Raw genomic sequence first — 13562 nt, 5'->3', positions numbered from 1 at the left:
AGAGATCACCAGAGTTGGTTTATTAGGTTCAACACTAAACCCTATTGTAATTGCTTCAATAGAAATGAAAAATCCACTGACTCAAATCCTCAATAGGAGTTCCAAAAATAGTCAAAAATTGGTTATTTTTTGGCAATTAAATTAGTTTACCAAATTTTTTGGGCGATTAACTATAGCCCAGGTATTACTTACGCCGTGCTGAACCAGTGAAAACTTAGTGCAGCATGGCGAAAATAACTATCCGGTAAAAAGGCTGGAAACAAGACGAGACAAGCAATCTTCTTTCTGCTGTCTGCTACCAGCAAGTAGACTGATGAGACTAGCGAGTACGGGGCTTCGCAATCGGTCTGGGATGATGTCCGCGTCTTTCTCTTGATCTAGGTGGTGGTAGTCGCTCTTCCTGTTCTTCATCAAAAGACATACCATCCCGATTTTGGGCAGTGCTGCCATAGATGTCTAGGTAGACTGAGTACCCAGCCAGTTCTGCTGATGCGGCTATTACCGTGCGAATCGCTTGTATATTACGTCCCCCGCGACCAAACACTTTTCCTTTATCTTCGCTGTCAAAGGCAATGCGAATCCATGCCCGTTTCAAAGTGTGAGACATTTCACAATCAACGCTTAAAGAATCTGGAGATTCTAAAAACGGCTGAATCAGAAATTTAACTAGTCCAACGTAATCTGGACTAGCTGTGGAAGAGTGAGCAAGCTTATGATGCGGCTGTTGCACTGACCTGTTCAAAAACGTTAGCTTTTTCTAGAATGCGACGAACTGTGTCCGTAGGTTGAGCGCCTTGCTTTAGTCGCTTAACAATGTTTTCAACATCCAATTTTACTTCATCTGTTCTAGGGTTGTAAAATCCTAGCTCTTCCAAGGGGCGACCATCACGGCGAGTCAGGCTATTAATAGCAATAATGCGGTAACTTGCTTCCCGTTTTTTACCGAATCGCTTTAAGCGCAGTTTGATCATTGTGAGAACTTGTTTTCCTGTTTCTAGGTAATGAGTTTATGAGTAGTTCACGAGGAAGTGAGCAGGCTAAATGCCTCTTGCTAAAACTTCCGACGCTGAAATGCTAATTTTAGCACTTGCTTGGTAGGAAAGGCTATTGGTAATGATGAGAAGTTCAGAAGTTCAGGAGTTCAGAAGTTCAGGAGTTCAGAAGCCAGGAGTATGCCTACGGCACGCTGCGCGAACAGGAGTTTAAAAATGCAAGAATTCAGCAGCAATGGCATTAATTATTCTGTAACTCCTGCAACTTCTGCAACTTCTGTCTTCTTCTTTCTGCCTCCTGCAACTTCTGTAACTTCTGTCTTCTTCTCTCTGTCACCTGTCACCTGTTCCCTGTCACCTCTCTTCACAGAGTGCCAAAGCCTTTCTTTTTCTTTTCTTTTTTCTTCTTTTTCGCGGCTGGGGGTGCGCCTCCAGGGTAGCCACGCCAACCTGGGCTAGCGGGACGACCACCAGCAAGTGGCCCACCACCCATGGAACCACCGCCAAACATACCAGGCATTCCAGGGAAGCGACCTTGACCCATTTGTTGCATGAGCGATCGCATTTTTTGGAAATCAGCTACTAGTTTACTCACATCCGCTTCTTTATAGCCTGAACCAGAGGCAATGCGACGGCGACGGCTGGGAGAACTTGCCAATAAATCGGGGTCACGCCGTTCTTGAACGGTCATGGAATTAATCATCGCTTCACAGCGTTTTAGCTGTGTTTCTCCTTGTTTCAATTGGTCATCAGAAAGTTTATTCATCCCTGGAATCAACTTCATGATTCCGCCCAAAGACCCCATGTTTTTCAACAGGCGCATCTGTTTGAGAAAATCAGTGAAGTCAAACTTGGCAGACAGGATTTTTTCCTGCATTTTTTCTGCATCGGCCAAGTCAATTTCTTCCTGGGCTTTTTCTACTAATGTAAGGACATCACCCATACCCAGAATACGTGAAGCCATCCGGTCAGGATAAAAGGGTTGGAGGGCCTCAACTTTTTCACCCACCCCCACAAACTTAATTGGTGCACCAGAAATTTGTCTGACAGACAAAGCCGCACCACCACGGCTATCACCATCCAACTTGGTGAGAATAGCCCCAGTAATGCCAATTTGTTCATGGAAGGTACGTGTAAGGTTAGCAGCTTCTTGACCAGTCATTGAGTCTACTACTAACAAAGTCTCATCAGGCTGGACTGTTGCCTTGATGCGGGCTAATTCCGCCATCATATCTTGGTCAATTTGTAAGCGCCCTGCTGTATCGATGATGACTGTATTTATACCTTCTGCTTGGGCCCGTTCCACACCTTGACGGGCAATTTCCACCGGGTCGGCATCACTACCTAATTCAAATACTGGTACATCAATTTGCTTACCCAGTGTAATCAACTGATCAATTGCTGCGGGTCGATATACGTCCGTGGCTACTAACAAACAGCTACGATCTAATTTCCGTAAATGTAGAGCTAATTTAGCAGATGCTGTTGTTTTACCAGTACCTTGTAACCCTGCCATTAACACAATGGTGGTTTTACCTTCAACTTCTGCCAGGGGCACATTTTCTTCCCCCATTACCTGTACCAGTTCATCGTAAACAATTTTGATAAACTGTTGGTCAGGGCGCACGCCGGTGATGACCTCTGCTCCCTGGGCTTTGGTTTCAACTTCGCTAATAAAATCTTTAACGACCTGGAGGTTGACATCAGCTTCCAACAAGGCGCGGCGTACTTCCCGCAAAGCATCTTGAATGTTGGATTGGGAAATTTTATCTTGTCCCCGCAGTTTTTTCCAGGCGGATTCTAAACGGTCAGATAGTGCTTCAAACATAATTTAGTTACAACTAGTGAGCCAGGGGAGAAGTCTTGAGACTTTGAACGTGCTATTTACCAGCTTAGTGGTTTTCATAACGACTTTAACAGCTAGATTTCTAACTCTTGGGGCTGGTATAGTCGGTGTTGGCTGGGATGGAAAGGTAAGAACAGCTATTTTACAGGGAGATAAAGGAATATATCGCCCAGATGCCCAACAATTTGATATAAACTGCCAAAATTGTCACTGGTTCATATTAGACATCTGGTGAAAAAGAAGGTAGAGCCGAGAATCCCTAGCCACGGAACGTCTTTACAAGGATTATAGACAAGGTATCTTTAATTTCTGAAGATATCTATTGAAGGTGAGAGGAATTAAAAGTAATTGAAGCCAGAGTTTCGTTTTTGTTGCAACAATTGAATGGCTTGAATAATGGCTCCTACTTTTATAGGCTTAGTAATATAATCATCCATGCCAGCAGCTAAACATTGCTCTTTATCACATTCCATAGCATTAGCAGTCATGGCAATTATATAAGGGCGATTTGATGGGTCATATTCTTGATGAATTGCTTTTGTAGTTTCTATACCATCTAATCCAGGCATCTGTATATCCATAAAAATGACATCATACAATTGCCTAGTTAAGTTTTCCATTACTTCTAAGCCATTAATGGCAATATTAACTTTATATCCTAATTTAAAGAATAGTTTTTCTGCTACTTTTTGATTAATAATATTATCTTCTGCTAATAATATTTTTAAAGGCATTTTTTGAGAAAATGTAGTATCAAATTCTATTTGATTAGAATCTATATACTGTAATAATTCTTCAGTAGTCAATATCTCTTTCTCGATCAAATCTAGTTCAAAGCTAAAGACACTGCCTTGATTTAACTGACTACTCACTTTAATTTCGCTATCCATCATCTGGGCTATTCTTTGACTGATAGCTAGTCCTAATCCTGTACCTTGAGATTTTAATCGAGTTTCACCTATTTGCTCAAATGCTAGGAATATTTTGTCTAATTTTTCAACGGGTATGCCTACACCTGTATCGGTAATTATAAATTGAACTTTAGCAATGTGAGTATCATTGTTTTGATATTTATAAATCAGTTTAACTTGAAATTTTACTATTCCTACATCTGTAAATTTAATGGCATTACCTAATAAGTTAAACAGAATTTGCCGTAATCTTTTTTCGTCTGATTTAACAATTATGGGAATATTTGCATCAAATTCATAATTAAAATCAATTTTCTTATCTACACAAGAATTGCGACATATTTCTAATAAACCTTTGAGAAAATTGAGGAAATGAAAATCAGTGAATTCAATTTCCATTTTTCCCGCTTCAATTTTGGAAATATCCAGAATATCATTGATTAATGTCAATAAATGAGAGCCTGAATCATAAATGATGTCAATATCTTCTATTTGCTGTTTTGTCAGATTAGATTCATGTTTTAAGAGTTGGGAAATGCCTAGAATGCCATTTAGAGGTGTGCGGAGTTCATGACTCATGTTAGTGAGAAATTCACTTTTGGCCCGGTTCGCATCTACTGCTATTTTTTTAGCTTCTGCTAGTTCTAAATTTTTGTGATATAGTTCTGTTTTTTGTTGTTCTAAAATTGCTGCTGTATGTTTGAGTTCGGCAGATGTGGCAAGTAGTTCCATTTCTGAATTACTCAGAGTCAGAATTGCTTTTTGCTTTTCTGTCAACACTGCATTTAAAACCAACGTAGTTAAAACAATGACAGTGATAAAACATTGTAGTAACATCAAAGATTCATTCAAGTTGGGACGGACAAAGGCTCCTAGTCCTCGGACTGTTCCTAGTACAGCGATCGCTGCTACAATCACAATCAGGTTGGTTGCACCCAGTTGTCCAAAGCGAAATGCTGCCCAAACTAAGCAGGGAATCAGCATATATTCGATGAAATATCCCCCCCAAAAAGCATTTCTACCGATCCATAAAACTATACTTAGTAACAAAACAGCTTCTGCAATCCGCCAAAATGTTCTGGGTTGAATGCGAAAAACCAACTGTTCTTGACCAGTAATTAGATAAGTTTGAATGACTTCTCCCCAGGTTAACAATGCGGGAGCAAAAATAAAAATTCCAGCCACATTAGATACCCACCAAGTTAACCAAACTTCTGTAAAATTACTATAAGGTACCTTGCCACCTAATGTTAAAGCTAGCACTCCCGCAGTAGCATTGACTACAGGGCCTAACATACCGGTGAAAAATAGAAATTTGCTCACATGGGTGAGTTTTTTTAAGGGCGAGCGATCGCTCATTAAGCTAGACTGTTTCTTATTGCTGATAGATTTGCGAAGCAGGAAACAGCCTAGTAAGGTACCTAAGGTAGTGCCAACAGCGATCGCTAACACTTCTAAAATAGAAGAAACAATAGTGATAATGTTAGCGTGATCAATAAATGCCCAAATGTTTGCCAGGAAAGAACCAACTAACACTCCTGGCCAAATCCAAAATCCAAATATTAATAGTGCTGACACTGCAAAACCATCAGGAGGCCAAACTGGAGTGACATTTTGGGGAGTAGAAGCCAGAATTCGAGAAAATTGAGCAATCTCGTAGTAACCCAAGGCTAAAACTGCCATTAATCCCAAACGAGTAAATATAAGTCGTAAGTTAAACGTCATCTGCACCCGAATTTGGCAAAAATAGTTATTTGTTTAGAAAATTAAAGATGCGTATCTCAAAATCAACACCCTGATGAATTTTTTGACCAAGCTACTGCTTATATCAACCTTAGGAAAATGATCATAAATATAAATTTACTACTAAAGTCAATAATTCAACTACGTAAATTAGCTGAAATATGCTATAAATTCGGTAACATTACCCTTATTAGCTGAAAAACTCACCATTACAGCTGATACCAAGTTGTATAATTGCCAATTCACTAAAAAGTAGCAATAAAGAAAAATTTTCTCTCCATATCTACGTTCTATAATCAAAAATCCATGCTGACTCAAAATCAACCAAAAATTGACTGGAAATCGATTATCAAAAAATTTATTGCAGTCCTTGGTGAAAAAGGAGTAGTGCAACGCAAAGAAGAATTAATTACATATGAATGTGATGGTTTAACTAGCTATCGTCAACGTCCTGCGGTTGCAGTTTTACCTAGAACAACAGAACAAGTCGCAGAAATTGTCAAAATCTGTAATCAATACTCCGTTCCTTTCATCGCGCGAGGTTCTGGCACAGGTTTATCTGGTGGTGCATTACCAATTGAAGATTCAGTTTTAATTGTCACTTCCTTGATGCGCCAAATTCTCAGTTTAGACTTAGAAAATCAATGTGTAGTTGTTCAACCAGGAGTTATCAATAGTTGGGTAACTCAAGCAGTGAGTGGGTCAGGATTTTATTATGCTCCCGACCCTTCCAGCCAAATTATTTGTTCCATTGGTGGGAATATTGCTGAAAATTCTGGGGGAGTACATTGCTTAAAATATGGTGTGACTACTAACCATGTTTTGGGTTTAAAACTAGTCCTACCTGATGGTGCAATTGTAGATGTGGGTGGACAAATTCCCGAAACACCAGGATATGATTTAACAGGTGTATTTGTTGGTTCTGAAGGAACTTTAGGAATTGCCACAGAAATTACTTTAAAAATTCTCAAAACGGCTGAATCTATTTGCGTACTGTTAGCTGATTTTACCAGTGTAGATGCAGCCGCAGAGAGCGTTTCCGACATTATTAGTGCAGGGATTATTCCTGGTGGTATGGAAATGATGGATAACATCAGCATTAACGCTGTAGAAGATGTAGTAGCCACTAATTGTTATCCCCGTGATGCCGCAGCAATTCTATTGGTGGAAATTGATGGTTTAGATGTAGAAGTACAAGTTAATAAGCAGCGTGTAGAGGAAATTTGCAAACGGAATGGGGCAAGAAATGTCACTACTGCCTTTGACCCGGAAACTAGATTAAAGTTGTGGAAGGGTCGTAAAGCGGCATTTGCTGCGGCTGGACATATCAGTCCTGATTACTATGTTCAAGATGGGGTAATTCCCAGAACCAAATTACCTTATGTTTTGCAAGAAATTGCAGCATTAAGTCAAAAATTTGGCTATCAAATTGCTAATGTCTTCCATGCTGGAGATGGGAATCTACATCCATTGATTTTATTTGACAATTCTGTCGCAGGAGAATTAGAGAAAGTTGAAGAAGTTGGAGGAGAAATTCTCAAGCTTTGTGTGAAAGTAGGCGGTAGTATTTCTGGTGAACATGGCATTGGTGCAGATAAAAAATGCTATATGCCGGATATGTTTAGTGATACTGATTTAGATACTATGCAATGGGTAAGAACTGTGTTTAATCCCCAAGGTTTAGCCAACCCTGGCAAGATTTTTCCTACACCCCGTACTTGTGGAGAAGCGGCAAAATCTTCTCAGCAGTATGTCAATGTTGATAGGTTTTAACTGTTTGCTAATCAGGTTTTTCAGACAAGAAATTATCCTGTCGAGGTTAGAATTCGACTCAGGATGAAGATGAAAATAACTAATTTGGATGTGATTGTGCTATAATTGCTGAAGGCACTAATTACGTGCATTTTCTCTTTACAAGTAAATAAATTCCCTGGAGAGGTGGCAGAGTGGTTGAATGCGGCGCACTCGAAATGCGCTTTGGCGGCAACGTCAACGGGGGTTCAAATCCCCCCCTCTCCGTTATTTTTTCAAATGTTATTCCCTTACCGGTTGAGGATTACCCATCTTCTTCATTGGTGTCCTATACCTACTGAACGCTGCGCGTTAGCGATATCTGTCTTCGTGGTTTATTAAATTGGTATTTTTATGATTTTGATGTCAGACTTTTAGCACTTTAATCTATCACCTGCTACCTACTTTAAATCACCCTTAACTCTGTTAAGCATAGTTAAATTTGTCCTCAGAGTCTTTGCAACACCCTATTCATAGCTTCTACTAAACTATACTAGACGAGTGAGAAAAATTACTGACTTCTAAGCTCGACTCTGAGTATGGTGTAGGAGTAAAATATGAGAAATCGCCGTCGCGTGCAATTCTTCTCGTTGGCTTTTCTGAGTGTTTGCTTTTGTCTGGGTATTGGCTTAGGAACAATCATTCGCTTTGGACAATTGCAGGAATCTGATGCTGCTACAGTAGAGAGTCCATTACCTAATCCAGATCCTAATCCTAATTTAGAAACAGACGATAATATCGTGACCATTAAAGCAGTGGGTGATATTATCCCTGGTACTAATTTTCCTAATCATAGACTGCCACGCGATCGCAATCTACTCATCCCCCCCACTGTCAGAGGTTACTTACAGAAGGCTGATATTGTTTTCGGCAACTTTGAAAGTAGTTTAACCAATCATCCCTACAGTTCTAAAGATATTAGTCGTGGACAAACTTTTGCGTTTCGTTCTCCACCTAGCTATGGCAAACTGTTTGCTGATGTGGGATTTAATGTTTTCAACATAGCTAACAACCATGCTTTAGATTTTGGCATCGTTGGATTGCGAGATACTATCAAAAATTTGCATTCAGTTGGTATTAAAACATTAGGTCATAAAAATCAAATTCTTTATTTGCAAGTTCAAGATGTGCCAATTGCGATGATTGGTTTTACAACATATAACTTTTACAACTCTGTTCACAATCTTAAAGCTGCTACAGCACTGGTAGAAAAAGCTAAAGAAACAGCAAGTATAGTGATTGTTTCTATGCAAGTGGGTGCAGAGGGAACAAGTGCTTTACGAGTGAAAAATAAAACAGAGTTTTTCTATGGTGAAAATCGGGGTAATTCCGTGCAATTTGCCAGAAAAATGATTGACGCGGGAGCAGATTTGATATTAGGACATGGGCCTCATGTGCCTAGAGCTATAGAATTCTATAAAGGCAAAATGATCGCCTATTCTTTAGGTAACTTTTTGGGATACCGGACTTTATCTACACAAGCACAAACTGCCTATTCGATGATATTAGAAGTGAAACTAGATTCCACAGGTAATTTAGTGGCTAGTAAAGTGATTCCTGTTCACTTAAATAAACAAGGTATTCCCCAAATTGACCAATATTTTCGGACTGTGGGATTGTTGCGTTATTTAAATAATGCAGATTTTCCCCAAAATCAAATCACCATCAATCAACGTGGTGAAATTATTGTTTCAAATCAATTGGCAAAAAATTAATTTTGGTTAATTGGCAAATTTAATTGTTTATCTTCTTTGTCCGATGGTGTGTCAACTGAGGGGACAGAATTTGTTTCTTCAGTTGGCACTACCACACCAGCAGGACTAGAGGAATTTGGTGCTGTTGTGTCTGGTAGGGAATTTTCTGGTTTTGGTGCGGGAGGTAAATTATTATTTTCCCTCACAGGGGTGGATGTTTGGTCTACCGTAGCGGGTGGTTTTTCTGGTGCGGGAGTAGATTTTGAGTCTCTGATTTTTTCAATCAGAGATGGTGATGCAGTGACTACAGGAGTAGGTTTTTCAGAAGTAGCAGTTGTTGGTCTTTTTTCCTCAGTCACTGGGGAAGATTGTTCAGAGGCAGGAATGTTATTATTTTTGCTAGGACTAGCTTCCGCTTCCACATTGCGATCGCGTTTACGTCGTCGATAACTTGAGGTTGATGTCGATTCTGTCTCAGTATTCCTGAGACTATCTACATTTTGACGATTGGGTAGACTGTGGGTAAATTTAGGTGTGGTAGCGGGTTGAATGGGTTGTTCAAACAACAACTTACTATCTGGTTGGTTCTGGAACTGGGGTAACATCTTGGTGATGCTAAAACCTGCGGTAGCTGCTACTAAGGCTACACCAACACTCATCAAAACTTTAGATGTCACTGCTGTTTTTTCCCCAGTCAAAACTTTTCCCTCTGGGGGTTGTATGGGTGAATAATTAGCAGCGGCTTTTTCAGCTGGTTGTACAGATAAATCAATAGTTGGTACTGCTTGAGTGGGGAGAATATGGGGGGTGATATCTATGCCTGCACCTGGAAGAAGTTGTAACCATTCACCTACAGTAGCTGGACGAAACCGAGATTCCACAGCCATTCCCCGCATCACTGCTTGATTTACAGCGGCACTCAAATGAGGTTGTAGTTCACGGGGAGATGGCATCGGTTCGCGATCGCGCAATAATGAAGGAATAGGTACTCGTCCTGTCAACAGCGCATACAAAGTAGCAGCTAAACCGTAAACATCTGTAGCTGGGGTGCGGGGTGCTTGGGATAGATACTGTTCAATCGGTGCATAACCTTCACTGACCAAACCAGTATGGGTTTGCTGGACACCACTATTAAATTCTCGTGCAATACCAAAATCAATCAAAACTACATTTTGAGTGCCTTGACGAAGAATAATATTATCCGGTTTAATATCCCGATGCAGCAAACCATTGTGATGGACGACCTGTAAAGCTGCACCAATTTGGCGAATATAATGAATTGCTATTGCTTCCGCTAGAGGTATACCTGGTAAAACAAAGGCTTCACCTAGATTTTCCCCAGGAATATATTCCATTACCATGTAAGGTAATCCATCCTCAGTAAAAAAGTCGCTGACCCTGACGATATGAGGATGAATACAAGTTGCTAATCTTCTGGCTTCGTCCTGAAATTGGCGTTCAAACTTGGCATAATCAGGATTTTGGCGCAGTTTATCATTAATCGTTTTCACCACCACTTCTTGACCCAAATAGTGGTGCATAGCCTTGAAGGTCATACCAAATCCACCACGACCTATTTCTTCAATCAGACTATATTTTCCATTCTGCAAAATTTTGTCTGCTAACATAGGGAATTTAAGAATCTTGACTAAGCTGATACGTCTTGAATCTGAAGGAATTGTCAAACCATTGCCCCTTCAGCAATAGTTTTATTCACTCATTCAGTTTAAAGAACCTGGATTCGCGTCAGCACCCCAAGGGCAACATTTCCCCATTATGGCAACGGTTTTGTCTTTTTCAAAGTTGGCAGACGGAAATTATTGCTGATAGCAGATTTTGGGTCAAGTGGTGTAGGGAAATATTCATCCCCACACCCTGAGTTTATGCCTGGAGACTAGCGGTAGCGAATGCTTTGTCAACAGCTTGTAGTGCTTGATTGACTTCTGCTTCTGAGACAATGAGCGGTGGCACAAAGCGAACCACTTTCGGCCCAGCAGGAACTAACAATAAACCTTCTGCAATGGCAGCATTGACCACATCTGCGGCAGTTAACTGAGTATCTGCTTGTAATTCCAACCCGTTGATTAAGCCCCATCCTCTGACTTCAGAGATATACTGAGGATAACGAGATGCGATCGCTTCTAAACCTTGACGCAGTTGTTCTCCCCGGTTCTGTACATTCTCCACAATCTTCTCTTTTACCAAGGTTTCACACACACTTAAGGCTACACCGCAAGCAAAAGGATTACCACCAAAGGTACTAGCATGTTCCCCTGGTTGGAACACATCACAGAATTTCTTACTCATCATTGCACCGATGGGGATACCACCACCCAGTCCCTTGGCACTGGTGAAAATATCTGGTTCCACACCCAGATTTTCGTAACCCCACAGCTGACCACTGCGTCCCATCCCCACTTGTACTTCGTCAAAAATCAACAAAATACCCGTTTCATTGCAGATTTGCCGCAATTTTTGGAAATAGGCTATATCTCCAGGACGAACACCACCTTCCCCTTGTAAAGGTTCTAATAAAATAGCTGCCACCCGATAATCACCTTCATCTAATTCCCCAATGGCAGTTTCGATGGCAGTAATATCGTTATAGGGAACATAGTGGAAGCCAGGAACTAGAGGGTCAAAGTATTTTTGATACTTGGCTTGCCCGGTAGCGGTAATAGTAGCTAGAGTTCTGCCATGAAAACTAGCATTAGCAGTGAGAATAATTGGTTTATCGATATTTAAAACTGTGTGGGCATATTTCCGTGCCAGTTTAATCGCTGCTTCATTAGCTTCCGCACCGGAATTGCAGAAAAATACCCGGTCTGCACAGGAATGGTCAATAATCCATTGGGCTAACTCACCCTGTTCAGGAATGTAGTACAAATTAGAAACATGGTGCAGCTTTTGGATTTGCCTTGTCACTGCTTCCACCATCACAGGGTGGGCATGTCCTAGAGTACAGGTGGCAATACCAGCCACAAAATCTAGATATTCTTTACCGTGGGTATCCCACACACGGCAACCTGCACCTCGTTCTAGGGCAATGGGGAAGCGTCCATAGGTGGACATGACAGCTTGATTAAAGCTATCTGCATCAAAGGGCGTAGATGGGGCAACATTGGACTGTGGGGGCATGGTGGCTTGTGCAACTAGAGTTTGGAAACTCACTACCGCTCCTCCTGATAAGCTGTTAACAGTTATCAGTTATTAGCTATCAGTTATTAGTTATCAGTTTCATCCCTTGGTGAAACCTCATAGATGCAAGCGGGGGTTAGTGGTGAATTTTAATTCCTTTCCCTCAATCTGATAACTTTTTACTGTTCACTGTTAACTGATTTAAAGTCTACTCTACTAGTTTTTCGTAAATATTGAAAATTGCCAATTAAATGGCGGAAATGGCTGTGAAATAGTCAGCAGCATTACAGTTTGCTCAAACTCCCACTATAATTTAAGCAACCCTATGTGACTTTCATAACTTTATTTATACATAAGTAATTACTGTGAAAAAAAAATTATTTACTCTCCCCTAGAGTATAAATATCGGCGTATTCAACAGGAATTAATGGCTGGGGCAGTGGCCCTGGGATGTATTTTTTTCATTGGTACCTTGTGGTATTGGCTGGTAGAGGGTTGGTCATGGGAAGATGCGGCCTACATGACAGTGATTACCCTAGCCACTGTGGGATATGGAGAAACAAACCCTTTGGGCAGCAGAGGGCGTTTATTTACCATTGCCCTGATTTTAATGGGTGTGGTGAATATTGGTTACATTGTCAATAGATTTACGGCCGCAGTCATCGAAGGGTATTTTCAAGACGGTTTGAGATTAAGGCAACAAAGGCGGGTCATGGAATCTTTATCAGGGCATTATATTATTTGTGGGTTTAGTCGGACTGGTAGACAAATTGCCAAGGAATTTAGGGCTGAAGGTGTAGCTTTTGTGGTGGTAGATTCGGAGATAGAATCTGTCCAAAGGGCGCAAAATGAAGGTTACACCATCTATCAAGGTGATGCCACCCTAGATGATACTTTGCTCAAGGTGGGGATTGAAAGAGCAACTTGTATTGTTGCTGCCCTGCCTTCCGATGCAGAAAATTTATACACGGTTTTATCAGCAAAAACTCTGAATCCCGCAATTAGAGCGATCGCTCGCGCTAGTACAGAAGAAGCTTTACAAAAATTGCAACGAGGTGGGGCAGATGCAGTGATTTCGCCCTATATCACGGGAGGTAAGCGCATGGCCGCAGCTGCCCTCAGACCCCAAGTGTTAGATTTTGTGGATGGAATTCTTTCTGGTGCAGATCGCCAATTATACATGGAAGAATTCTTACTTGATCCTGCCTTTTGTCCCTTTGTTGGTCAAACTTTGCAAAAAGCCAAATTGCGATCGCAAACAGGGGCATTAGTTCTTGCTATTCGCCGATTGGATGGTAATCTGATTGGCGGGCCCACAGGAGATACAATTTTAATGCCAGGGGACACCCTCATGTGTATGGGGACAGCAGAACAATTACGGGCCTTGAATCAAGTTCTGGGACCGATTAATTCTCACCAAGTGCGACGACCGAAAAAAGTGTAAATT

10 protein-coding genes and 1 tRNA gene are annotated in these 13562 nt (G+C 41.0%); 4 read left to right on the top strand and 7 right to left on the bottom strand.

The features are described 5' to 3' along the window. Positions 1-319: 319 nt before the first annotated feature. The 5 genes from H6G73_RS20300 to H6G73_RS20285 all read right to left on the bottom strand — a co-directional run bounded on the left by H6G73_RS20300 (position 320) and on the right by H6G73_RS20285 (position 5474). On the bottom strand, positions 320-730 hold the full coding sequence (locus H6G73_RS20300) for a KH domain-containing protein (protein WP_190607765.1): 411 nt from the start codon (positions 728-730) through the stop codon (positions 320-322). Then, positions 711-971, bottom strand: coding sequence for a 30S ribosomal protein S16 (gene rpsP, locus H6G73_RS20295; protein ID WP_190607763.1), 261 nt, complete (start codon positions 969-971; stop codon positions 711-713). Before rpsP ends, H6G73_RS20300 begins: the two co-directional genes overlap by 20 nt. A 266-nt stretch (positions 972-1237) precedes the next feature. Beyond that, positions 1238-1360 carry a hypothetical protein gene (locus H6G73_RS24910; RefSeq protein WP_277925196.1) on the bottom strand — a complete coding sequence of 41 codons (123 nt, stop codon included), beginning with the start codon at positions 1358-1360 and terminating at the stop codon, positions 1238-1240. Next, positions 1357-2820 (bottom strand): signal recognition particle protein, encoded by a 1464-nt coding sequence (ffh, locus tag H6G73_RS20290; RefSeq protein WP_190607761.1) that lies wholly within the window; start codon positions 2818-2820, stop codon positions 1357-1359. Before ffh ends, H6G73_RS24910 begins: the two co-directional genes overlap by 4 nt. A 356-nt stretch (positions 2821-3176) precedes the next feature. Next, complete coding sequence (locus H6G73_RS20285; RefSeq protein ID WP_190607759.1) at positions 3177-5474, bottom strand: MASE1 domain-containing protein; 2298 nt, start codon at positions 5472-5474, stop codon at positions 3177-3179. A 324-nt stretch (positions 5475-5798) separates the two neighbouring features. Between H6G73_RS20285 and glcD the strand changes: the two genes are divergently transcribed. The 3 genes from glcD (at position 5799) to H6G73_RS20270 (ending at position 8998) form a co-directional block, all read left to right on the top strand. Beyond that, entirely contained in the window at positions 5799-7265 is a 1467-nt protein-coding gene (gene glcD, locus H6G73_RS20280; RefSeq protein ID WP_190607758.1) for a glycolate oxidase subunit GlcD, read from the top strand. Between the two features lie 159 nt (positions 7266-7424). After that, positions 7425-7511: transfer RNA gene (locus tag H6G73_RS20275), tRNA-Ser, on the top strand. Between the two features lie 329 nt (positions 7512-7840). Next, complete coding sequence (locus H6G73_RS20270) at positions 7841-8998, top strand: CapA family protein (protein WP_190607756.1); 1158 nt, start codon at positions 7841-7843, stop codon at positions 8996-8998. Here H6G73_RS20270 and H6G73_RS20265 read toward each other — a convergent pair. After that, positions 8995-10605 carry a serine/threonine protein kinase gene (locus tag H6G73_RS20265; protein ID WP_190607754.1) on the bottom strand — a complete coding sequence of 537 codons (1611 nt, stop codon included), beginning with the start codon at positions 10603-10605 and terminating at the stop codon, positions 8995-8997. The genes H6G73_RS20270 and H6G73_RS20265 overlap by 4 nt on opposite strands. A gap of 253 nt (positions 10606-10858) precedes the next feature. Beyond that, positions 10859-12148, bottom strand: a complete 1290-nt coding sequence (locus tag H6G73_RS20260) for an aspartate aminotransferase family protein (protein ID WP_190607752.1) — start codon at positions 12146-12148, stop codon at positions 10859-10861. A gap of 394 nt (positions 12149-12542) precedes the next feature. Here H6G73_RS20260 and H6G73_RS20255 point away from each other — a divergent pair, with 394 nt between their 5' ends. After that, on the top strand, positions 12543-13559 hold the full coding sequence (locus H6G73_RS20255) for a potassium channel family protein (RefSeq protein WP_190607751.1): 1017 nt from the start codon (positions 12543-12545) through the stop codon (positions 13557-13559). Positions 13560-13562 lie beyond the last annotated feature (3 nt).

The organism is Richelia sinica FACHB-800 (genome assembly GCF_014698825.1).
Lineage (GTDB): Bacteria > Cyanobacteriota > Cyanobacteriia > Cyanobacteriales > Nostocaceae > FACHB-800.
The sequence above is the reverse complement of the archived record's forward strand: the minus strand, read 5'-3'. Positions and strand labels throughout refer to the sequence as shown.

Excerpts from the sequence above, each read along its gene's own strand:
- H6G73_RS20265 (WP_190607754.1), bottom strand. The coding sequence starts at position 10,605 with ATGTTAGCAGACAAAATTTTGCAGAATGGAAAATATAGTCTGATTGAA.
- glcD (WP_190607758.1), top strand. The coding sequence starts at position 5,799 with ATGCTGACTCAAAATCAACCAAAAATTGACTGGAAATCGATTATCAAA.
- H6G73_RS20255 (WP_190607751.1), top strand. The coding sequence starts at position 12,543 with ATGGCTGGGGCAGTGGCCCTGGGATGTATTTTTTTCATTGGTACCTTG.
- H6G73_RS20270 (WP_190607756.1), top strand. The coding sequence starts at position 7,841 with ATGAGAAATCGCCGTCGCGTGCAATTCTTCTCGTTGGCTTTTCTGAGT.
- H6G73_RS20285 (WP_190607759.1), bottom strand. The coding sequence starts at position 5,474 with ATGACGTTTAACTTACGACTTATATTTACTCGTTTGGGATTAATGGCA.
- rpsP (WP_190607763.1), bottom strand. The coding sequence starts at position 971 with ATGATCAAACTGCGCTTAAAGCGATTCGGTAAAAAACGGGAAGCAAGT.
- ffh (WP_190607761.1), bottom strand. The coding sequence starts at position 2,820 with ATGTTTGAAGCACTATCTGACCGTTTAGAATCCGCCTGGAAAAAACTG.